General features: G+C 62.9%; 16 protein-coding genes. 5 read left to right on the forward strand and 11 right to left on the reverse strand.

Annotated features, from left to right (window positions below; genetic code table 11):
• Positions 1–90: 90 nt before the first annotated feature.
• A complete protein-coding gene (locus MU551_RS19665) occupies positions 91–7,224 on the reverse strand; it encodes an immunoglobulin-like domain-containing protein (RefSeq protein WP_247048241.1) in 7,134 nt (2,377 codons plus the stop codon).
• Between the two features lie 293 nt (positions 7,225–7,517).
• On the opposite strand from MU551_RS19665, the gene MU551_RS19670 reads away from it, so the two are divergent.
• The gene (locus MU551_RS19670; RefSeq protein ID WP_247048242.1) at positions 7,518–7,847 is read left to right on the forward strand and encodes a DUF6457 domain-containing protein; all 330 of its coding nucleotides are present in this window, start codon (positions 7,518–7,520) and stop codon (positions 7,845–7,847) included.
• A gap of 56 nt (positions 7,848–7,903) precedes the next feature.
• Here the strand turns inward: MU551_RS19670 and MU551_RS19675 are convergent, their stop codons facing one another.
• Both MU551_RS19675 and MU551_RS19680 read right to left on the reverse strand, forming a co-directional pair.
• Positions 7,904–8,347, reverse strand: coding sequence for a GNAT family N-acetyltransferase (locus MU551_RS19675; protein ID WP_247048243.1), 444 nt, complete (start codon positions 8,345–8,347; stop codon positions 7,904–7,906).
• A gap of 92 nt (positions 8,348–8,439) precedes the next feature.
• Positions 8,440–9,411: a helix-turn-helix transcriptional regulator gene (locus MU551_RS19680; protein WP_247048244.1), complete on the reverse strand. Its 972-nt coding sequence runs from the start codon at positions 9,409–9,411 to the stop codon at positions 8,440–8,442.
• A gap of 96 nt (positions 9,412–9,507) precedes the next feature.
• On the opposite strand from MU551_RS19680, the gene MU551_RS19685 reads away from it, so the two are divergent.
• Positions 9,508–9,873 (forward strand): VOC family protein, encoded by a 366-nt coding sequence (locus MU551_RS19685; protein ID WP_247048245.1) that lies wholly within the window; start codon positions 9,508–9,510, stop codon positions 9,871–9,873.
• Between the two features lie 25 nt (positions 9,874–9,898).
• Here the strand turns inward: MU551_RS19685 and MU551_RS19690 are convergent, their stop codons facing one another.
• The 3 genes from MU551_RS19690 to MU551_RS19700 form a co-directional block, all read right to left on the reverse strand.
• Positions 9,899–12,226: an FdhF/YdeP family oxidoreductase gene (locus MU551_RS19690; RefSeq protein WP_247048246.1), complete on the reverse strand. Its 2,328-nt coding sequence runs from the start codon at positions 12,224–12,226 to the stop codon at positions 9,899–9,901.
• Positions 12,227–12,272: 46 nt separating this feature from the next.
• A complete protein-coding gene (locus MU551_RS19695; protein WP_247048247.1) occupies positions 12,273–13,634 on the reverse strand; it encodes an MFS transporter in 1,362 nt (453 codons plus the stop codon).
• Between the two features lie 103 nt (positions 13,635–13,737).
• A complete protein-coding gene (locus MU551_RS19700) occupies positions 13,738–14,088 on the reverse strand; it encodes a GNAT family N-acetyltransferase (RefSeq protein ID WP_247048248.1) in 351 nt (116 codons plus the stop codon).
• 255 nt (positions 14,089–14,343) lie between these two features.
• On the opposite strand from MU551_RS19700, the gene MU551_RS19705 reads away from it, so the two are divergent.
• Positions 14,344–16,014, forward strand: a complete 1,671-nt coding sequence (locus tag MU551_RS19705) for a RecQ family ATP-dependent DNA helicase (protein WP_247048249.1) — start codon at positions 14,344–14,346, stop codon at positions 16,012–16,014.
• Here the strand turns inward: MU551_RS19705 and MU551_RS19710 are convergent.
• The 4 genes from MU551_RS19710 to MU551_RS19725 form a co-directional block, all read right to left on the reverse strand.
• The gene (locus MU551_RS19710; RefSeq protein ID WP_247048250.1) at positions 15,998–16,636 is read right to left on the reverse strand and encodes a ScbR family autoregulator-binding transcription factor; all 639 of its coding nucleotides are present in this window, start codon (positions 16,634–16,636) and stop codon (positions 15,998–16,000) included. The genes MU551_RS19705 and MU551_RS19710 overlap by 17 nt on opposite strands.
• A gap of 103 nt (positions 16,637–16,739) precedes the next feature.
• Positions 16,740–17,045 (reverse strand): acylphosphatase, encoded by a 306-nt coding sequence (locus MU551_RS19715; protein ID WP_247048251.1) that lies wholly within the window; start codon positions 17,043–17,045, stop codon positions 16,740–16,742.
• Positions 17,046–17,151: 106 nt separating this feature from the next.
• On the reverse strand, positions 17,152–17,655 hold the full coding sequence (locus MU551_RS19720; protein ID WP_247048252.1) for a hypothetical protein: 504 nt from the start codon (positions 17,653–17,655) through the stop codon (positions 17,152–17,154).
• A complete protein-coding gene (locus MU551_RS19725; RefSeq protein ID WP_247048253.1) occupies positions 17,648–17,878 on the reverse strand; it encodes a hypothetical protein in 231 nt (76 codons plus the stop codon). The genes MU551_RS19720 and MU551_RS19725 overlap by 8 nt, the downstream gene beginning before the upstream one ends.
• A 260-nt stretch (positions 17,879–18,138) precedes the next feature.
• On the opposite strand from MU551_RS19725, the gene MU551_RS19730 reads away from it, so the two are divergent.
• Positions 18,139–19,896 carry a glycoside hydrolase family 13 protein gene (locus MU551_RS19730; RefSeq protein WP_247048254.1) on the forward strand — a complete coding sequence of 586 codons (1,758 nt, stop codon included), beginning with the start codon at positions 18,139–18,141 and terminating at the stop codon, positions 19,894–19,896.
• Between the two features lie 150 nt (positions 19,897–20,046).
• Positions 20,047–20,241 (forward strand): hypothetical protein, encoded by a 195-nt coding sequence (locus MU551_RS19735; RefSeq protein WP_247048319.1) that lies wholly within the window; start codon positions 20,047–20,049, stop codon positions 20,239–20,241.
• Positions 20,242–20,350: 109 nt separating this feature from the next.
• Here the strand turns inward: MU551_RS19735 and MU551_RS19740 are convergent, their stop codons facing one another.
• Complete coding sequence (locus MU551_RS19740; RefSeq protein WP_247048255.1) at positions 20,351–21,643, reverse strand: ammonium transporter; 1,293 nt, start codon at positions 21,641–21,643, stop codon at positions 20,351–20,353.
• Positions 21,644–21,837: the final 194 nt, after the last annotated feature.

The raw sequence follows: 21,837 nt of genomic DNA on the forward strand, positions 1-21,837 counted from the left end.
CGGCGGGCCTGCTGCAATCGCAGCAGGCCCTCCTTTTGTGTCGGTCAGCCCGCTTCTAGACTGACCCGCTTTGTGGAGACCACTTAGTTTCTATTTCTTTACCGTGACCTTCACTGTGGCCACCGGATCCCCGTCCGAGCCCTTGGCCGTGATGGTTGCAACGCCTGCCGGGGTGCCCGCGGGGATGGTCAGGGTGACCTTCGCCGCGCCCTTCTCGTCCGTCAACACCGTGCCCAGGACGGTGGCCCCGTTACTCAGGACCACCTTGTCCCACCTGTCGAAACCGGCCAGTGTGAACGTCAGCGTACCGCCGGGTTTAACACTGGCGGCGCTGGCCTTCAAGGACGGTGCCACGTCGGCGGTGATCCTCACTGTGACGGTGCGGATCTTGTCGGCGTTGCCTGCCTCGTCGAAGGACCGGTAGCTCACCACAAAGTCGCCAACTGTGGAGAACTTCACTGAGTCACCGGCAGCAATGGCGGTCCAGGCGCCCTGGTTCACCTTGTACTCGATCCTGGCGACGCCGGACAACGTGTCCCTCGCCGAGAAGAGCACATTCACCGGGTTCCGGGGAGTTCCGACAGCGGAGACAGGCGTGGTGAGAGCCGTCGTCGTCGGCGTGATCTTATCGATCTTCACCGAAGCACTGCCGGCAGAACCGTCCAGCACCGCATTGTTCTTCAGCAGCCGGTGGTCAACCGTGTGCAGTCCGCTGGTGGAGATGGTGAACGGCTGCGCCGCCGACCCCCAGGCCCCGCCGTCGAGTCGGTACTCAGCTATGGTGCCGGAGGGCGCCGTGATGGTCACGGTCACGTCGTTCGCGTACCAACCCTCGGCTGACGGCTGGGCCGCCGCCGCCAGTGTCACTGTCGCCTTGGCCACGGCCTCCGCCGGAACGAGTGCGGACTGCGCTGCGCTCACGTTACCCGCGGCATCCACCGCACGGTACTCAACGGTGGCCGCACCTGCACCGACTGTGATTTCGGCACCGGCACCTGCCACGGCCGTCCATGCCTCGGCTCCGTCAACCCGATACTCCAGTCCGGCCACGCCGGACTCCGGCTCTGCGTCAGCGCCAGTCAGCGCCACCTTCCGGGCAGCACTGTCCACCACCGCCGACGCCGTCGGAGCCACGCGGTCGATCTTGAAGGCCTGATCCACGACGGCGGACACGTTGCCCGCCGCGTCCACTGCGCGGAGCTTCAAGGAAGGACTTCCATCAGCCAGCACCAACGGCGCGAACACGTCCCAGGTCACGCCGCCGTCGCGGCTGACCTCGATGCGCGGTGCCACACCGCTGTCATCGGTAGCAGTTGCCGAGACGTTCACAATCGACTTCCACCACCCATTCATCCCGTCAGGGGCGTCAGGAGACACCGTGACGGTCAGTACCGGCGCTGCAGAATCCGAAACGACAACCTTGACCTGCACGTTCTTGTACGCATCAGCCAGTTCTTCGGCTGCCGTCATGTTCAGGACCGGCTGCCCGTCAAAACCGAAGTGCACCGTTGCTGCCCTGGCATGCCGCCCTGGATCAAACAGGCCTCCGTCACCCTGGTCGCCCGGGCCGGATACCTCTCCGATGGTCCGCGAGTGGAACACAATGACCGGGTTTCCGTACTCGTCCACGGTGAAGGAGTTGTGGCCGGGGCCTGCCTGGCCGGGAACATCCGCGGTGGTCAGGATGGGATACGGGTTCTTGGTCCACGACGCCGGGTTCATCAGATCGGCGCCCTCAGAAGCCGTCAGCAACCCGATGCAGTAGGCCGCGTCCACGGTGGCCGCGGAGAAGGTGAGGAACACCTTCCCGTCCTTCTTGATCACTGCAGGGCCCTCATCCACCGACTGGCCCGCGTTTTTCTCCCACGCCATGGTGGGCGTGGAGAGCAGGATCGACTTGCTGGTCAGCTGCGAAGGATCGGCGGGATCGATGGTGGCCATCCGCAGGTTCGAGGCACCGGGCTTTTCGGCCCAGACCACATAATGCTTCCCGGCGTTCTCGAAGTACGTCATGTCCAGCGAGAAGCCGCGGAAGGCCTCCGTGTCACCGGCTGCCGGTTTCATCCGACCCAGTTCACTCCACTTGCTGCGGTCCATCAGGTCAGTGCCATCGAGCTTCAGCACCACGGGCCGGATGCTCCACACGCTGCCGTCGACACTGGCGGTGAAGAACACGTACCAGCTGTCGCCCACCTTGTGCAGTTCGGGCGCCCAGACGTACCGGTTCAGTGCCGAGGTGTTCTCGTCCCAGATGGTGACCTCGGGTGCGCTGCCCAGCCCTTCGATGGTCGTGGCCCGGCGGAGGGTCACACGGTCGTAGCCCTCCGGGTCTCCGCTGCCGACCATGGGGTAGGAAGCGGTGAAGTAGTAGTACCCGTCATCGCCCTTGATCACGTCAGGATCGGCCCGCTGTGCCACGAGCTTCTCCGGGTAGGTGGGCCGCTGCACCGTGCCATTGACCGTGTACGTTCCCGGCTTGCGGGATTCGACGGCGGCAACATCGGCAGCGTTCCACTGCACGCCCATCTTGGTGGTGGAGCCGTTGTTGTACTGCACGTCCGACGTCGTCGGCAGCGTAAGCTGCGTACCGCCGTCGAGCTTCACATCACTGAACGGAGCTACACCGGTGTTGACCAGGCGGCTGTACTTGGCGATGACCCGGTCAAGCTCGGCCTTGGTGAGCCCGATGGATGACGACTCAAGGGCGCCCTCCGGGAACGTACCCTGACCGGACGCGGGCATCGCAGGTACCTCAGCCGGATCGGTGAAGGACGCGAAGTCCTTCGTGGTGACCTGGTAGGTCTTGCCGTCGCCCGTTGCGACGAAGGTCAGGCGGTAGGCCGCGATGCTGTTGTCGTACTTCACGGCGACAGACTTCGCGGCAAGGTTCCTGCTGTTGAAAGCGGCCAGCCGCTCCCCCGTGAACGCCGTCAGGTCAGCTGAATCGTAGACGTAGATGGAGGACGAGTTGCTGTCCACCGTGGCGACGAGCCCGAAGGACCCGTCAGCCTTCCGGAACAACGTCGGTGAACCGAACTTCACAGCGCCGATGGTTGGGTAGAGGACCGCACGGCCGTTGTTCAGACCGGTGTACGTGCCGCCGTCTGCGTTCTGGGAAGCAAGGTGCAGTGCATCCGTGCGGGCAGTGTTCCCCGACTGAATGTATGTGCCGATCCGCCCGGCGTCCGCTGCCAGCACCTTCACGGTGTAGTCGCGTACCTCGATCAGGCTGTCGGCGGCGAACGTCGCCGACAGCCTGACCGTGGCTTCGGTGGACGGCCTGGTGACCTTGCCTGCGCCGGAGAGCACTTGGGCATTCGACGATTCCCAAGAGACGGCCACGTTCCCGACAGTTGTCGGGAGACTGATGTCCTCCGTCACTACGCCGATGGCCGGGTTGTAGGAGTCAGCCACCAGTTTCAGGTCCTTCTGCGGGGTGTTGGCAACCACCGTGAAGGTGAACGTGCGGGTGGTGGTCTGGCCTGCGAGTTCAAGCGTCGCGGTCAGGGTGACCGTGACATCCTCGGTGGCGGGCCGGGTGACCTTGCCGTTCGCGTCCAGGTGCGACGGGTCCGAACTGGCCCAGGTGATCTTGGACCCCTTCGTTCCGGCCTGCGGCAGTGTCAGATCCGCCGCGATGGTGTCCGGGCCCAGGTTCAACGCAGCAGCATCAGCATCCAGGGCAGCCTTGGCAACCGCCGGATCCGACCCCGCGTAGAAAGCGTTGGCCACATCAGCCTCAGAAAGCGCCGTGCTGTAAACCGACACGTCCCGCACCCCGCCCTTGTAGAAGTTATCCGGATAAGTGGACCTGCCGATGTATGCAACCAAACCAGTGCCGAAGTCGCTCACGTTCCGGGTGGTTGCAACCGTGCCGATCTTGACCCCGTTGTAGTAGCCCGTGATCGAGCCGGGCTTGATGACCGTCGTGTACAGGCCCCAGTCAGTGCCCGTAGCCGGACCTGCAATACCCATGGACGCCGTCGTCGGGGAAATACCGGCCTCGGTGCCCCACGGCGCCGAAGCGTTCAAGCTGTCAGTGATAACCGACTTGAACAGCCCCTGCTGGTTCCGCGGGTTCAGCAGCCAGTACTGGCTCGGTGGCGAGGCGGGCGAGCCGAAGAACATCGCCGCGTAGTTCCCGGAGCCTGTCTCGTTCTTCAGCCACGTCGACACCGTCAGCGTGTTCTGGCCATCAAACATCCCGGTGGGCAGCTTCACGTGCGCCGCACCGCTTGTTGAGGAACCACCCGGAAGCGTCAGTTCCTTACCCGCAACCGTCGCCCCCGAGCCCACTATCGTCGCCGTCTTACCGTTCCCCGAAGCATCCGGAACAGAGGTCCCGGCAACTGCCGAGAAATCGTAGCGTGCCAGCAGCTTCTGCCCCACCACCTCCGGCGAGGACTTTGCCGAGGCCGGGGAATCACCGACGGCGTTCGTGGCCACTACCGTTGCCTGGTAGCTCCCGGTTTCCAGCTCGGAGAACCGCGTGGAGGTGACGGAAGCATCCACCCGGGAGGTCCGGTAGATGGCACCGTCCGACCGGTAAAGGGTCACGTTGTAACCGGTGATCGGGGAGCCGCCGTCGCCCGGCTTTACCCAGGAAGCGGTCAGCGCCGAGGGCCCGTCCACTGTCAGCAACGGTGCAGCAGGGGCGGCCGGGGCCACCTCCTCGCCGGTCGAGGGGTTCTGGGCAACAACCGTCAGCTGGTATTGGCGTGTGACGGACTTGGTGCCGAGCGTGAGGGTTGCCGTGAGCGTGACCGCAGCATCGGCGTCGGCGGGCCGGGTGACCTGGCCCGTGACGGAGATGATTGCGGGATCCGAAGATACCCAGCTGATGGCCGAGCCCTTGGCGCCACTCGTGGGGAGGGTGAGGTTACCGGTCACCTGGGTGGGACCCAGGTTGATGGCGTCAGCATCTGCCTGGAGGGCGGCGTCAACGACCGCCTGGTCCACGGTGCTCAAGTAATAGTCCTTTATCTGTTCCGGAGTCTTCGCGGTGCTGTGCACCATAACGTCCTTCACGCCGCCCTTGTAGAACGGGTCAGGGTAGGACGACCGGCCGATGTAGGAGACCAGGCTCGTGCCGAAGTCACTCACCTTGCGCGTGGTGGCAACGGTGCCGATTTTGGTGCCGTTGAAGTACCCGGTGATCTGGTTGGGTTCAATGACGGTGGTGTAGAGGCCCCAGGAATTGTCGGTCAGAGGACCGGCGATGCCCTGCGCGGCGTTGGTCGGAGAGATCCCGGCCTCGGTCCCCCACGGCGCGGATGTGCTGTTCCCGTTGGTGATCACGGACTTGAACCGGCCCTGGGAGTTGCGCGGATTCAGCAGCCAGTACTGGCTCGGCGGGTTGTTCGCTCCCCCGAAGAACATGGCGGCGTAGTTTCCGGAGGCAGTCTCATTCTTGAGCCAGGCAGAAATGGTCAGCGTGTTCTGGCCGTCGAAGGTTCCGGTGGGTAGCTGTACGTAGGCCGCGGTGCTGTTGGAAGCGCCGCCTGGCAGGGTCAGGACATTGCCCGCGACGGTGGCGCCGGTGCCTTTGATCGCACCGTCACGTCCCCAAGGGGACGAGTCCGGCACCACGGTGCCGGTGACCTTTGAGAAGTCGTAGTGGAGGAGGGTGTCGCTGCCCGCGGGGATCATGGAGATGATGGCCGTGGCCGTCAGATCCGTTCCGGTGACTGCTCCGGTCACGGTGACGTTGCCTTCGCGGGTGTAGTAGTCAGCGGGTGCCGGAGCATTCCAGGTGACGGCGAGATCCCGGGTGCTGTTGTCGGCGAAAGTCACAGTCGCGGTGCGGGGCAGTTTTGCTGGGGTTCCGACGACGGCGGTTGTCTTCACCTCGGCGACGGACGTCGCCTTCGGCAGGTAGGCACCCATGAGGGCCTTCTGCTCGGCAGCCGTGATCGGCATGATGGTTCCGTGGCGCGGGGCCGGGGACGGCAGGGAGTATCCGGTCGGGACCGCCCAGCTGGCGTTCTGCAGGCTCTGGGAGAACAGCGGGATGTACTTGCGGCCGCCGAATTCGTCAACGAACAGGTAGTAGCCGGGGCCGTTGACGTCGCCGTCGTTCGCCTTGAAAACAGTGGGGCCCTCGACGGCGGCGGTGCCGGCGTTCTTGCCGATGCAGGTGGCGTCGAGCTTCCAGGTGTCAGAGGTGGCGGAGGTAACTGTGGTCACGGCAGTGAGGCTGGTGGAGTGCTCCTGCATGATGTCCAGGCAGCCGCTCGCCTGGGCCTCGTCCTTGGTGAAGCGGTAGTAGGTGCCGTTCTCCGCAATCACCGTGCTGTCGATCCTGGACTTGCCCGTGTTCTGCCAGACCTTGGCCGGGCTGAACGTCACGAAGTCCCGGGTGGTGGCGTACAGCATCTGGTTCGGCTGGCCCTCGCTGTGGTCCGCCGTGGTGTAGAGCTTCGAGGCCCAGAAAACGACGTACTCGCCGAGGCTGACGTCGTAGTAGGCCTCGGGCGCCCAAGTGTTGCCGGCGTTGTCCGGGGAAACCTTCACATGGCGCTGATCCGACCAGTTCACGAGGTCCGTGGACTCCCAGATTTCGATGTACTGGCTGCCCTGGCGCTGGGAAGCATCCCACGTGGTCCCGCTGCCGATCGAGAGGTCGGTGGCGATCATGTAGAACTTGTCGCCCTCCGGGGAGCGGACGATGAACGGGTCGCGCAGGCCCTTGGTGCCCATCGTGGAGGACTTAACCGGCTGGCCGCCGTTGAGCGTCAGCCAGTTGCGGGCGTCGTTGCCGTTGCTGGCGCCGAAGTAGATCTTCTCACCGGCGATGGAGTCGCCGGTGAAGTACGGGAACATGTACGCCTCGAATTTCGGTGTCTCCGGGAGGGCCGGAACCACGGCGTTGAACGTCTTCGTGGCGGACGCGTCGTTCCTGGTGATGGTGGCGGTCAAGGCGACTTCGTCGGTTGCCTGGCCGGTGGCGGGGCGGTGCACCACGCCAGTCGGGTCAACCACCGCGCTGTCCTCTGAGGCCCACGCGATCGAGGTTCCCTCCGCGCCGGCCGACGGCAGCGTCAGGTTTCCTCGCACGTCGTTGATGTTTGTTACAGCGAGAGCGCTGGCTGCTGCTTGGACGGCAGCTGCATCCTCAGGGGCGACGGCGAGCGCAGGTTGCGCCGGCACGATCACCAGGGTTGATGCAATGCAGAAAGTAGCAATGGTGGAAGCAACCCGTAGCCAGGTACCGCTCGTTGTCATGAACACTCCTCTGTGTTTGACTCCCGCCCAGGGCATTTGGGGAACAAGCTGGCGCTGTTGGCGGATAGAGCGTTGTGAGCGCTCACAAGTTGGAACTTTAGAGCGCCACGGAGCTTTAGGCAATAGAAAGGCAGCAAAGTTGCCCTCGTGACGGGGTAATGGCGGCGATTGTTACGCGCAGAATACTGCCCGGCTCGTCGACGCTGTCCGGTGACTTACCCCGCGAAGCCTTGTAGTGTCTTGGGCACCGGACCAGCACATGTTTCGGTCCATACCGCTAGCAAGGAGGAACGATGGCCGCCGCCGACGACGAACTGCAGATCCTGGATGAGTGGAGCCAGCGACTTGCCCAGGCACTGCAACTCCTGGATCTGGAAATTGACCAGGGACTGCTTCTTGACCTGGCCAGGAAATCCGCCGGCTCGGTGATCCACGCGGCCGCGCCGGTAACAACGTTCATGGTCGGCTACGCGGCCGGGCTCGAAGCCGGTACGGGAAGCGCACGTTCCAAGGCGTCGTCGGGAGCCGCTATCCGCAAGGCAGCCGACGTCGCCTTCCAACTGTGTGATCACGGAGCCGACGGCGGCCCGGCCAGTAAGGGCTGGGCGGACACCGCCCAATAGAGGCCGTCAGTTCTTAGCTACAGCGCGGCCAAGGGCCCGGGGTGAGCGCGCTGCTCCTAAAACTCCATAAGGCTCAGTTCCTCGGCTGGTTTGAAGCCCAACCGCTCATAGATGCGGCGGGACTCTGAGGAGGGCGATAGGACAATTCGAACCGCTCCGATGCTCCGGGAGAATTCAATGGCTGCTTGCACCAACTGCTTTCCGATGCCCATGTTTCGGTGCCGCGGCAGGACATAGACGTTTCCGAAGTAGACCCAGCACGACTCCGCCTTCCCTGGCTTGGGCATCCGATGGAAGACCATGACGTTGAGCATCCCGATCAGCTCCCCGTCCTGTTCAGCCACCAGGACCTGCCGGGGGTTCGCCTTCGCCCATTGAAGGAACTCCTTTTCGAAGTCCGGATCTTCGATATCAGAGGGCTCCTGCTCGGCGGCCCAGATTGTCCTTAGCCTGGCAAGGCGGGGGTTATCGTCAGCGGTTCCCTCACGAACAATCAGCATGGGAAAACACTATGGGGTGCGACCCGTCCGTTCGTCAACAGCTGCGGCCGCTGCTCGCGCTACGCCTTTGGGCGGCTTGCGGTGGCTTGCGGTCATCGCCTCGGTGATGAGTGCCTCTCCGCGAGGTCGGCGGCAAGTTGTTGAACGCGTTCGCGCGCTTTGTCCGGGGTGAGTACTTCGATGTGGTCTGCGAATTGAAGGAGTTGGCGCACTGACTCGAGATCAGGATAGCGAAGTCTGACGAGGCACCAGCCGGATTCTCCGGTAGCGACGTCGTCGATGCGGGCGCCGAGGATGCGTAGTGCGAGGTCCAGTCTGTTCTCGCGGAGGCGGACTGTGATGATCACTTGGCTTGACGCTTCGATGCGCTTTTTCAGCTCGGTCCAGACAGTACTGAGCGTCTGCCCGGCCCGGGTCTTGGCAGGCTCTCCAAGGCACTCATATGCCTCAATCCGATCGAGGGCGAAGAGCCGACCTGCTCCATGATCGTCGGCGACGAGGTACCAGCGGTCAGACTTGGTTGCGAGCCCGTAGGGGTCGACGACTCGTATCGTTGACCTGCTCTCTGCACTGCGTCGATATTCGATTTGCAGCTGGCGTCGGCTGCGCAGGTCGAGTGCGAGCTCGGCAATGTTCACGCCCGGTGTCAGGTTGCTCACCATCCACGGGGTGTTGTCGACTGCAATCAAATCCGCAAGCTGCGGGAAGTCCGGGGAAGTGCCGGGGGCCGAGGCTTGGCGGGCGGCGATCTTGTGTCTGGCCATCTGGTGCGCTGCGGACAACCCCAGGCGGTCGAGCTGGCTGCTGTCCAGCCCGGTAACGGACAGGGCTTCCAACTCGCCGGGTTCCAGGTGGGAGGCATTGAGCCGTGCGCCAGGGAGCAGGACGATCCCGCCATTGCGGCCGCGTTCGGCATAGACCGGCACTCCCGCCGCTGAGAGCGACTCGACGTCGCGCAAGACGGTGCGCCGGGACACCTCGAGGCGCTCCGCGAGCTCGCTCGTGGTGATGCGCTGACGCGTTTGTAGTAGGAGCAGAAGGTTCAGCAGCCTGGAGGCTTTCATATCACCTCATCCTCTCAGAATAGGTGACAGGTTCTGGCGTGATTTGCCGATGTTCTGAAGTGGTACTGAGAAGCCATCAACTCTAGGAGTTCGCCAATGCCCGCACCCAATCTGTTCTTGATCTACGTCAGCGACGCTGAGGCTGCCACCGCCTTCTACAGCGACCTGTTCGAGATCGAGCCGAACTTCAGCAGTCCCCGCTATGTGGCGTTCGAGGTGGCGCCCGGCATCCTGTTCGCGCTGTGGACCGGCCGGAATGAGCATGCGATTCCTAGCACCCCGCGCACGTTCGAGGTTGGGCTCATGATTCCTGGCTCGGCGTCCGCAGTAGACGCCCTGTACGGGCGCTGGGTAGCCAAGGGGGTGCAGGTCGCGGAAGAGCCGCACGACGACGTCTTCGGCCGCACGTTCGTGATCACCGATCCGGACGGCAACCTCATCCGAGTCTCCCCGGTGGACTGACCGGCCTGAAGTCGGATCAGGTTCACTAACCTGCCGCAGAAGGCTCCGCGGCCAGTTCTGCGGCAGGCTCCAGCCGGACAAGGACGCCCTTGGACACCGGCGTGTGGCTTCCCTCGGCAACGCTCTCCAGCGGAACCAGCACATTGGCTTCGGGATAGTAGGCTGCCGCACACCCGCGGGCGGTGGGATAAGAGACCAGCCGGAAGTTCCGCAGCACCCGCTCCACGCCGTCGGCATAGATACCGTGGACGTCCACATACTGCCCGTCGCTCAGGCCAAGCTCGGCAAGATCCTCCGGGCTCACAAACACAACGTGCCGGCCTTTCTTGATTCCCCGGTAGCGGTCGTTGTGCCCGTAGATGGTGGTGTTGAACTGGTCGTGCGAGCGCATGCTTTGCAGGATCAGGGTCTTGTCCGGCCGCTCCAGATACTCCAGTTCGTTGACCGTGATCATGGCCTTGCCCGTTGGGGTGTTGAACGTCCGCGAATCTCTGGGGCCGTGCGGCAGGAGGAAACCATCGCGCTGGCGGATCCGCGTGTTGTAGTCATCGAAGCCCACCACCACGTGGGAAATGTGGTCACGGATAAGGTCGTAGTTTCGTTCGTACCCAGCCCAGTCAGCCCGGATCCGGTCACCTACTACCTTCGCGGCGAGCCTGCTGATGATGGCCACCTCGGACAGCAATTGAGGCGCAACCGGATCAACTTTGCCGTAGGAGGCGTGGATCGCGCACACAGTGTCCTCCACGGACACGAACTGCTCGCCAGACTCCTGAAGGTCAATCTCGGTGCGTCCCAGGGTAGGCAGGATCAGCGCTTCCTTTCCGGTGACTGTGTGGGAGCGGTTGAGTTTGGTGGAGACCTGAACCGTCATTTCGGTGTTTTCCATGGCCGCTTCAGCGGCGTTCGTGTCCGAGATAGCAGCCACCAGGTTGCCGCCGACCGCAACGAAAACCTTGATCCCGCCGTCGCGCATCCGCCGGATGGTTTCGACGGAATCCACGCCGTGCTCGCGCGGTGGCTCGAAGCTGAATTCTTCGCCCAAAGCGTCCAGGAAGGCGGGCGGCATCTGCTCCCAGACGCCCATGGTCCGGTCGCCCTGGACATTGCTGTGACCGCGGATCGGGGAGGCTCCGGCGCCTGGCTTGCCGATGTTTCCGCGCAGCAGCAGGAGGTTGATGATCTCCTTGATGGTGGCGACCGCCTTTTTCTGCTGCGTCAAACCCATGGCCCAGGTGATGATGACTTTGTCGGCCTTCAGGTAGCGCCCGGCCAGTTCATCGATCTCTTCGCTGCGCAGGCCGGTGGCCTGGAGGACCACGTTTTCATCCAGCGTGGCGAGGTGTTCTTTCAGCTCTTCCAGCCCCTGACAGTGCTTCTGGAGGAAATCATGATCCAGAACGGTTCCGGGATTCTTTGCTTCGGCGTCGAGCACCCGCTTGGAGACCGCCTGCAGCAACGCCATATCCCCGCCGATGCGGATCTGCACGAACTGGTCCGCGAGCTCCGTGCCCCGCCCGATGATGCCCTTCACCTTCTGGGGGTTCTTGTACCGCATGAGGCCGGCTTCAGGCAGGGGATTGATGGCGACGATCTGCGCTCCGGCTTCCTTTGCTTCCTCCAAGGCCGTCAGCATGCGCGGATGGTTGGTGCCCGGGTTTTGGCCCATCACAATGATCAGGTCCGCCTTGGCGAAGTCCGCATAGGTGATGCTGGCTTTGCCGATGCCGATGGTCTGGCCCATGGCCCACCCCGAGGACTCGTGGCACATGTTGGAGCAGTCAGGGAGGTTGTTGGTGCCATAGGCGCGGACGAACAGCTGGTACAGGAAGGCCGCCTCATTCGACGTCCGGCCGCTGGTGTAGAACGCAGCTTTATCCGGGCTGTCCAGGCCTTTCAGCTTGTCGGCGATGATGGTGAAGGCCTCGTCCCAGCTGACCGGGCGGTAGTGGTCCTCCCCCGCAGGTTTATACACAGGTTCGGTGAGGCGTCCCTGCATCCCGAGCCAGTACTCGGTCTGCCCTCGAAGTTCACTCACGCTGTGCTCGGCCCAGAACTCCGAACCGATCACCACGGGGGTGGCCTCCCAGGTGACCGCCTTGGCTCCGTTTTCGCAGAACTCGAACGTTTTGCGGTGGTCCGGATCCGGCCACGCGCAGCTCATACAGTCGAAGCCGTCTTTCTGGTTCAGCGCCAGCAGCGTCTTCCGCGACCGTTCGAGCCCCATGTGCTCGATCGCGGGCTTCATCGAGTGGTAGACACCAGGGATGCCTGCCGCCCACTTCTTCGGGTGGTCCTTCACCTCGACGTCTTTCTCGTCGACCTCTTCCACCCGCGGGTTCTTGTCCGTCACGCTGCCCACCTCTTGGATTACAGAACGGCAGTCAATCAGCTCAAGTCTAGTCCGTCGGCTCCCGCCACAGCAGTGCCACCAGGAACGCCACCGCGCCGAGCCCCAGCATCACCAGCACCATCGAACCCCAATTGGCCTGGGTGACTCCGCCGCCATAGAGGAGGCCGATAAGCACAGTGGCGGTGATCGCGCCAAGGTACCGTGAGGTCTGGTAAATCCCCGCCGCCACTCCCCTCTCCTGCGGCCTGGTGGACACAAACATCCCCTGGCTCGAGGAAATGCTCACCATCCCGTACGGAACGCCCAAAAGCGCGGTGAGTACCAGCACCAATGGGACGGCGAGGGACCCGGTCAGCAGCCACATCGCGCCGGACGCGAGGGTCAGGAGTACGACGCCGGCGATCAGCACCCGCCGCACGCGGAACCGCTCGATCGCGCGGACAGCGAACGGCGTCGAGACTACGGACATAGCAGCCAGCGGCAGCATCAGCAGGCCCACAATTCCGGGATCGTAGCCGCCTGCTTCCTCCAGCAGTTGAGGCAATCCGAAGAAGGCGAAGTAGTAGAGGCCGTTGAAGAGGGCGAAGCCCACGTAGACCAGCAGGAGCGGGCGGTTCCGGCCCAGCAGCCGCAGGTCCAGGAACGGCGGGGCAAACCTCAGCTCACGCCAGACAAACAGCACGGCCAGCAGCGTTCCGCCGGCCAGCAGCCACCAGCGGAAGTCCGGAAGCACGTTCAGCAGGGACATCATCACCAGCATGAGGGAGCCTACAAAAGCGAGGATTCCAGGAATATCGGAGTCGCGCAGCAGCTCGGACACTTTGCCGTGCTCCCGCTCGGTGTCCGGGGGTGCGAATTTCCAGACCAGAAACAGGGCCGCGAGGGACAACGGGACGTTGATCAGGAACAACGCCTGCCATCCCAACAGGCTCACCAGCACGCCGCCGATCACCGGCCCCACTGCCGCTGCGGAGGTGTTGGACATCTGGATTCGGCCCAGCGGCCGGGTTGACTCAACCTTCGCCAGACGGGCAATCGACCCCACCATCACGACGGCGCTCGGATAGGCCGTCGCTGTCCCGAGGGCCATGAAGGCGCGCGCCACGCAGACCAGCAGGAAGTTCGGTGAAAACGGGGCGAGCGCACAAGTCACAGCCACCAGGGCCATGCCGAACAGGTAAAGCCTCCTCGGCCCGAACCTGTCCGCCAACCTCCCCATCACCGGCTGCCCGGCGGCGGAAGTGAGGTAGAAGACGGTGATCACCCAGGTGACCGAAGCGACGTCGAGCCCGAAGTCCGCGCGCAGCACCACCAGGGCGACGGCGATCATGGACGAGTTCAGCGGGTTCAGCGCAGTGCCGAGGCTGAGGCCGGTGACGGCGAGTCCTGTCCGGGGAGTGTTGCTCACGGCAACAGTCTGGTCCACTGCGTGGAGGCACCACGACTCTATTACGAGTGATTTGCGTCCCACCCGGACTTTTCCGGGGAGCGCACTCCAGGAAACCCAGCCGTCAGGACCTCGCGCCCTGTACCAGGGCAGCGTCGAGGAAATCCAAGTGGGCCGCCGTGACAGGGACCCGGCTGTCATCGTACTCCGGGTGTTTGGTCAGGAATTTCTTGATGTACGGGCAGACCGGGACAATCGTCAGGCCCTCCTGAACAGTCTGATCCAGAGCCTGTGCAGCCAGCTTCTTCGCCAGGCCCTGGCCGCCGTACTCCTCGTTGATGACTGTGTGATAGAAAATGCGCTGGCTGGGATCTGTGCCGTAGGTCCTGTAGGCGGCTCTGCCGATAACCTTGCCGTCGTCGAGCACTTCGAATCGTTCGCACTCCGGGTTGTGCCGGATGGTAATCCCTGACATCGCAACTCCCTGGTTCTTTCTGAGGTTTACTCAGGCCATTTTGGTTTGTCCCCAGCCTAGCCGTGGCAAGGCTGTTCTATGGAGGTCTTATGGCATGCATGCGCTGATCGTTCGCCCAATAACACGCTGCGGCGTTTTCTCCCTGAATGGAATAGTGCACAGGCCCGGGCTTTGCCCGCACCTCCGCTCCCGCTACGCTGTATCTCACGGCTAAAGCAACCTGGCCGAGGATCGTTCCGCCAGGGGGCAGCCACGATGACGCACCAGCCAGCCGACACCGAACTGAGCGAAACGGCCGCAGCATGCTTCGGTTGGGAAACGCTCAAGCACGGCCAACTTAGCGGCATGCGGGCGCTCGTAGCCGGCCGCGATGTCCTGGCCGTCATGCCCACCGGTTACGGAAAATCAGCCATCTACCAGGTAGCAGCCCTGCACCTGCACAGTGAAACGCAACGCCCCGCCGTCGTGGTTTCACCTCTGATTGCGCTGCAGGAGGACCAGGTGGACGGCCTGCTCGAAGTACTGGGACCCGGCGCCGCGGTTGTGGTCAACTCCTCGCACAGTGACTCTGAGATCCAGGAGGCCTGGGAATCAGTGGAAGGCGGCGACGCCGCGTTCCTCTTCCTCGCACCGGAGCAACTCGCTAAAACCGAGACCATGGAACGGCTCGCCGCACTGAGCCCGTCGCTGTTCGTGGTGGACGAGGCCCATTGTGTCTCCTCCTGGGGTCACGATTTCCGCCCGGACTATCTGCGGCTGGGGGAAGTGCGGGCGCAATTGGGCAACCCGCCGGTCGTGGCACTCACTGCCACTGCCTCTCCCCCGGTCCGCGACGACATCCAGCAGCGCCTCCGGATGAAGGATCCACTGGTCCTGGTGCATGGTTTCGACCGCGCCAACATCCGCCTCGAGGTGGTCCGGCATCATGAAGACAAACAGAAGCGAAACACCGCCACAGAGCAGGCCGCAGAACTCGTAGCCAGCCTGCAGGGCCCCGGGCTCATGTACGCGGCCAAACGCAAGGACACAGAGAAGTATGCCGCCACCCTTGCCCAACTCGGGGTCCGCGCAGAGGCATATCACGCTGGCCGTCCGGCAGCCGATCGTGAGCGCATCCATGACGACTTTATGGATGGCGCCCTCGACGTTGTGGCGGCCACCACCGCTTTTGGTATGGGAATCGACAAGCCCGACGTCCGTTTCGTCATCCATGCAGACATCCCCGAGTCGTTGGACAGTTACTACCAGGAGATCGGGAGGGCGGGGCGGGACGGTGGGCCAGCCGTGGCGGTCCTGCACTATCGTGCCGAGGACCTGGGCCTGCGCAAGTTTTTCGGTACTCACACTCCGGATGGGGAATCCCTGCTGGCTGTCCTTGAGGCTCTCCGCGCCGCCGACGGTTTCGCCACTGCGAAAGCACTGGCGGAATCAACAGGATTCGGCGCCCGGCGCGTTACGGGCTTGCTGAACCAGCTTCAAGAGACGGGCTCCGTGAAGAGCGGCAAGAAGGGCGCAAAGCTCAAAGCGAAAGCCGAACTTTCCACGGTGGTGGAGCGCGCCGTCGAACTCGCCGAAGCACGGCAGCGCGTGGACACTTCACGGATCCAGATGATCCGCGGTTATGCCGAAACTGATGGCTGCCGGCGTCAGTTCCTGCTCGGCTACTTCGGCGAGGACCTCCCCGAGCCCTGCGGCAATTGTGATAGCTGCACAGACGGGTCGGCGTACGACGTTGATGACACTACAAGCAACGGTGCAGGCGAACCTTTCCCGCTGCAATCCAGTGTGGTTCATAAGGAATGGGGTCCAGGCCTGGTGATGCGGCACGAGGATGACGTGATTACAGTCCTGTTCGAGCAGGAGGGCTACAAGACCCTCTCCCGCCAGGCTGTAGAGGAGAACCACCTGCTCAAGCGAGGGGTGTGAGTTCTTCCAGGGTAGAGAAGCCGTGCTGCCCTGAGGGCGATGGCGATAGTGTGAGCCGGACAAAAGCCAACAGTTCATCAACGCGTTCTGTCAGGTCCTGGCGGGCGGTCAGCACATTGGACACCATCTGGACACCGGTGAAGCTGGCCACGAGATACCTTCCAAAGGCCCGCGCGTCCACCTTGCCGGAGATCTCCCCGGAGGCCTGGCCCTCAAGCGTGAGCTGTTCCATGATCTGCATCCAGTCGGTATAGGGGCTACTGATGCGTTGACCGAAGGTTGATGACTCCAGAGTCAGCCGGATCCCTGCCCGCACCACAGGGTCAGTCTGGAGAAGGCTGGCAAAACAGGAGCACAGCGCGCAGATAGTTTCGATCGGTCCCAGGTTGCGGGAAAAGACCTCGGCAGCTGACTCTTTGGTCCGCGCATGCTGGTCGTCAATGACGGCCAAGGCAAGGAGTTCCTTGGTCTTGAAATGGAAATAGAGGGCGCCGCGGGTCACTTCCGCTGTCTCAGCAACCATTTGAAGGCTGGCAGGCCCGTATCCCGCGTCTTCAAAAACCGCGGCCGCACCCCGAATGATCGCCTTGCGGGTTTCCACAGCCCGGTCCTGAAGTGCCACGCCGATTTCCTCTCCGCAGTTTGCGCTTTCCCGGTTCCCGCTGCGCAGGATCCCGGTCCGGAGGCGCAACAGACATGGTCAGTCTAGGCGCAAGTGCCATCGGTCAGTCGACAATCCAGAATTCCTTGAATTCCCCGGTCGCCGGCGTCACAGACTCCTCGACGTTGTCCACACGTCCCGGCGGATGGCCTGACCTGAGCCAGTTCCTGAAATTCAACACGAGCGGCTGGGGACCTTCGACGACGACGGCGACAGTACCGTCGGCGTCGTTCCTCACGGTCCCGGTGAGCGCAAGTTCGTCAGCCTTACGCTGGGTCCAATACCGGAAGCCGACGGCCTGCACCATACCTTCAACACGCGCCGTCAGCCGTACATTCTTTGCGGAGTCCTGTCCGGAAGTCTCGCCCATGCCTCCAATGTAACCGCCGCTCTCGGGCCATAGAAAGAGCCCCTGTCCCGGATCCATTCCCGGGCAGAGGCTCCTTCTCTTGACCGCACCGACCTGCTGCGCGAACCTAACCGGCTGGCCGCAGCGAGGTGATCATCTTCTTGATGTCCTTGTACTCCTGGGTTTCCATGTAGCCCTGCGGAGTGTCCACATGCGGCTCATTGCCCGGGGTGGTGTCGAAGGGATTGTAGACGCCTGAGAACATGGCAGCGTTTGGAGGCCAGGTGAAGAACTGGAAAATCGGGCAAGCGTCGGGGCCTGTCGGTTCCGGCCCTGAGGTGATCCCGTAGGCGAGCACATTCATCTTCATCGGGTCCGTCTGGGTGGCGTCCATCCGGGATTCAAAGATGAAACGAGGGGTCTGACCCGACTGTGCCAGGGCAGGCAGGGGTTCGGAATCCAACAGTGCGTAGGGCTGCCTCTCAGTACACGTCGAACCGACGGCCATGTGAGTACGGAGGGTGGCCAGCGGCTTTCCGTTGGCGTTCGTGATTTCCACGAAGACGCCACCGCTGGCAGGAGTTTCCCCGGCGGGATCCTTGATGGTCCACGCCGAGGGGTAATCAAACATCAAATCCCCGTCTGTGGTTGTGTAGCTGGTCCGACCGGCTGACGGTGTTGAGGCGGGTGTTGAGGCCGTCCCTGTGGCCGAAGCGGTGGCGGTTGGTGACGAAGTCGACGTCGGCGTTGGGCTTTCGGAGATGGTGGACGTTGCCGTGGGGGTCGGGCTGGCCGTTCCTGTTCCGGGGGCGGAAGCTGGCGCTCCACAGGCGACCAGCAGGAAGGAGAGGCATAGGGCCCCTGAAGCGGCAAGGGCGGATGGCGCGGTGCGGTGCATCTGTAACTCCTGGTTTTTCGTGAGACCGCCGATAATTCATCAATTGTGGACTGCCGGAAGTCGGGCGAGAAGCATTTATTCCAATCGATATCGAAACGTTGCCCACGTAACGAACGTCGTTAAACAGGGGGGATAGGCGAGGGAGGGTTCGTTGCCCGCCTGTGGCATCTGGTCAATAATCGGAACCGTTGACCAAGGCTAATGAGGAGAACAGCGATGACGATCCAAATGGAACCGGCAAACGAATCTTCAACAGGCTCTGAGGACAACGGTGAACTGGAGGCGGGCAGGGACTGGTTCCACGGCGCCGTCGTTTATCAGATCTATCCCCGTAGCTTCGCTGATTCCAACGGAGACGGGATTGGCGATCTGCGCGGCATCATCAGCAAACTGGATTACCTGCACACGCTGGGGGTCGACGTCGTCTGGCTCTCCCCCATCTACGCCTCGCCGCAGGACGATAACGGCTACGACATCAGCGACTACCGCAGCGTTGACCCCATTTTCGGTACCCTTGACGAGCTTCAGGAACTGAGCGAGGGACTCCATAAGAGGGGCATGAAGCTGGTCATGGACCTCGTGGTGAACCACACCTCGGACGAGCACCCCTGGTTTGTGGAATCCCGCTCCTCCAGGGATAACCCGAAGCGGGACTGGTACTGGTGGCGCCAGCCGCGTGACGGCGTCGAACCCGGAACACCAGGCGCGGAACCCAACAACTGGGGGTCTGCTTTTTCAGGTCCCGCCTGGGACTACGACGACGCCACCGGCGAGTACTACCTGCACCTGTTCGCCAAGAAGCAGCCCGACCTCAACTGGGAAAACCCGGAGGTGCGGGCGTCCGTGTACGACATGATGAACTGGTGGCTGGACCGGGGCGTGGATGGCTTCCGCATGGATGTCATTAATTTCATCTCGAAGGACACCGCGCTACCAGACGGGCCACGTGGTGACGGCAAGCTTTACGGCGACGGCAGCCCCTACTACCTGTCCGGACCGCGCATCCATGAATTCCTGCGCGAGATGCACCGGGAAGTCTTCGCCGGCCGCGACAAGCCACTGCTGACCGTGGGTGAAATGCCCGGCGTGACGGTGGAGGACGCGGTGCTGTTCACGGACCCAGAGCGAAAAGAAGTGGACATGGTGTTCCAGTTCGAGCACGTCGCGTTGGACCAGGAGCAAGGCAACAAATGGCGTCCCAAGAAGCTGGAACTGACCGAGTTGAAGAGTTCCCTGGGCCGTTGGCAGGATGCCCTGGCCGAACGCGGGTGGAACAGCTTCTATTGGGGAAACCACGACCAGGCGCGCGCAGTCTCAAGATTTGGCGACGACGGGCAGTACCGTGAGTTGTCCGCGAAGATGCTCGCCGGCGTCCTGCACCTCCACCGCGGCACACCATACGTGTACCAGGGCGAGGAACTGGGAATGACCAACATGACATTCGGGGCCATCAGCGATTACCGGGACATCGAGGTGCTCAACCATCACCGGGAAGCCACCACCCACTTGGGGCACACCGATGCCGAGGTCCTCGCTGCCCTGGCCCCGCTGAACCGGGACAACGCCCGCACGCCGGTCCAGTGGGATGCTACCCGGCACGGCGGGTTCACCACGGGATCCCCCTGGATCTCTGTCAACCCGAATGCCAACCACATCAACGCCGCAGCCCAGGTGGATGATCCGGACTCGGTGTTCAGTTTCTACCAGAAGGTCATCGCGTTCCGTCATGAGGATCCGGTGATCTCCGACGGCGACTTCACCATGCTGCTGCCCGATGACCCCCACGTCTACGCCTACCGCCGCTCGCTGCCGGGCGTTGAAATCCTGGTGTTGGCGAACTTCTCCGGCTCGGAACAAACTCCACAGGTAGATAAAAGCTGGGCCGAGGCAGAACAGGTGTTGGGTAACTACACTTCCAGGCCCGACCTGCACCTCAAGCCATGGGAACTGAAGGTTTTCCGCCGGCTCGGCTGAGTTCTCTGGGGCACCGCCGAGTTCTCTGGAGCCTGGCTGAGTTCCCTGGGTGGCTTGTTCTTTAGAGCTGGCCTGTTATTCGGCATGGTCCGGACGTATCCTGATGTCGCCGTCCAACAATCGGAACCGAGCCACCATTGAGGGGGCACCATGACTATCCCACCTACCCGCGAACCTGATCCCTTCCCGCCGGAACCTGGCCCCCATCCGGGATCGCCCGATCCCACCAACCCGTTCCCGCCGGAACCGACTCCTTCACCGGAACCGAATCCGCCAACTCCCGGGCCTCTGCCCATCCCGGATCCGGGGCCTGTTCCGCCAAATCCGGACCCCACAAGGTTCTAGGGGCTAACGCCGGTTTTCAAGGGGCAGCACCCCCATTCGACAGGACAGCCCGCCAGTGCTTGGAGCATTGGCGGGCTGTCGTATGTTGTGATCCTGTGGCGTCAGCTTGTCATGGCCGGCTGGTGGCAGATCCCAGGTTCACCGGGTCTTCGTCAGTGAGGTAAGCATCCTCAGCATGGGCAGCGAGGTCGATGCCGCGCAGTTCGTCCTCTTCGTGGATACGAAGGCCAATCGTCATGTCCAGGACCTTGGCAATAACCCAGGTCAGGATGAACGAATATGCCAGCACTGCGCCCGTCGCCACAGCCTGGATACCCAGCTGCTGTGGCCCGCCGCCGTAGAAGAGGCCGCTGACTCCGTTGGGGGCACTGTCCGTGGCGAAGAAGCCCACCAGGAGTGTGCCGATGATGCCACCCACCAGGTGCACACCAACGACGTCGAGCGAATCATCGAAGCCGAGCCGGAACTTCCATTCAATGGCCAGTGAGCAGACTGCACCGGCAATTGCACCGATGGCAACAGCACCCAGCGGGCTCACTGCCCCACAGGCAGGGGTGATCGCAACGAGCGCCGAGACGAGCCCGGAAGCTGCGCCCATGCTCGTGGCCGCACCCCTCCGCAACCGCTCGACCAAGGCCCAGGCGAGCAAACCTGCAGCCGCGGCGACGGCAGTGTTAAGGAAAACTACCGACGCCGATTGGCCTGCGCTCAGGGCCGAACCGGCATTGAAGCCGAACCATCCAACCCACAGCAGGCCTGCGCCGACGAGTACCAGTGGCCGGCTATGCGGCTTGGTGTGTTCCATCTTGGGCCAACCGGAACTGCGGCCAAGAACAAGGGCCAGTGCGAGGGCTGCGACGCCGGCGTTCATGTGCACAGCCGTTCCGCCGGCAAAGTCGATAGCCTTGATCCCGCTCGCTATCCAGCCACCGGTGACTGAGCCATCCGCGGAGGTGAAGGCAAAGACCCAGTGGGCGATGGGGAAGTAGACCAGCGTGGCCCACACTCCGGCAAAGACCATCCATGCCCCGAACTTCATGCGACCGGCAGCGGCACCAGCGACCAGGGCCGTGGTGACGCAAGCAAAAAACAGCTGGAAGGCTGCGAAGAGGGCCGGCGGTATGGCGGCGTCCGGGTCCTCGACCAGCAACTTGTCCATGCCCAGGTACTCGCTGACATCCCCGATCAGGCCAAGTCCGCCCACCGAGTTTCCGAAGGACATCGAATAACCGAAAAATGCCCACAGTACGGCCACTAGACTCGCACCGCCGAAGCACATCATCATCATGTTCAGGATGCGGCGAGATCCCACCATGCCACCATAAAAAAGCGCCAGGGCGGGGATCATCATGCAGACCAACGCGGAACTCGCGAGGATCCAGGCGACATCTCCAGGGTTCATTTGGGTAACTCCACTCATAGTCGGATCCGGGCAGCTTGCTGAGACCGACGCATGCCGTCACCTAACATCTTTATTCTCGGACGATGCCTTTGGGTTTCGCCAGCGTTTAATTCGTTGGAATGTTGGGTTACCGGATGAACGGTGAACACAGCTGAGGATGTCGGAAATCCCGCCTCCTACGGGAAAACGGAAGA

The sequence above is a fragment of the Arthrobacter rhizosphaerae genome (genome assembly GCF_023062595.1).
Taxonomy (GTDB): domain Bacteria; phylum Actinomycetota; class Actinomycetes; order Actinomycetales; family Micrococcaceae; genus Arthrobacter; species Arthrobacter rhizosphaerae.

Excerpts from the sequence above, each read along its gene's own strand:
- MU551_RS19680 (WP_247048244.1), bottom strand. The coding sequence starts at position 9,411 with ATGAAAGCCTCCAGGCTGCTGAACCTTCTGCTCCTACTACAAACGCGT.
- MU551_RS19725 (WP_247048253.1), bottom strand. The coding sequence starts at position 17,878 with ATGCCTCTCCTTCCTGCTGGTCGCCTGTGGAGCGCCAGCTTCCGCCCC.
- MU551_RS19735 (WP_247048319.1), top strand. The coding sequence starts at position 20,047 with ATGACTATCCCACCTACCCGCGAACCTGATCCCTTCCCGCCGGAACCT.
- MU551_RS19685 (WP_247048245.1), top strand. The coding sequence starts at position 9,508 with ATGCCCGCACCCAATCTGTTCTTGATCTACGTCAGCGACGCTGAGGCT.
- MU551_RS19740 (WP_247048255.1), bottom strand. The coding sequence starts at position 21,643 with ATGAACCCTGGAGATGTCGCCTGGATCCTCGCGAGTTCCGCGTTGGTC.
- MU551_RS19715 (WP_247048251.1), bottom strand. The coding sequence starts at position 17,045 with ATGGGCGAGACTTCCGGACAGGACTCCGCAAAGAATGTACGGCTGACG.
- MU551_RS19720 (WP_247048252.1), bottom strand. The coding sequence starts at position 17,655 with ATGTTTGATTACCCCTCGGCGTGGACCATCAAGGATCCCGCCGGGGAA.
- MU551_RS19705 (WP_247048249.1), top strand. The coding sequence starts at position 14,344 with ATGACGCACCAGCCAGCCGACACCGAACTGAGCGAAACGGCCGCAGCA.
- MU551_RS19675 (WP_247048243.1), bottom strand. The coding sequence starts at position 8,347 with ATGCTGATTGTTCGTGAGGGAACCGCTGACGATAACCCCCGCCTTGCC.
- MU551_RS19665 (WP_247048241.1), bottom strand. The coding sequence starts at position 7,224 with ATGACAACGAGCGGTACCTGGCTACGGGTTGCTTCCACCATTGCTACT.
- MU551_RS19730 (WP_247048254.1), top strand. The coding sequence starts at position 18,139 with ATGACGATCCAAATGGAACCGGCAAACGAATCTTCAACAGGCTCTGAG.
- MU551_RS19700 (WP_247048248.1), bottom strand. The coding sequence starts at position 14,088 with ATGTCAGGGATTACCATCCGGCACAACCCGGAGTGCGAACGATTCGAA.
- MU551_RS19670 (WP_247048242.1), top strand. The coding sequence starts at position 7,518 with ATGGCCGCCGCCGACGACGAACTGCAGATCCTGGATGAGTGGAGCCAG.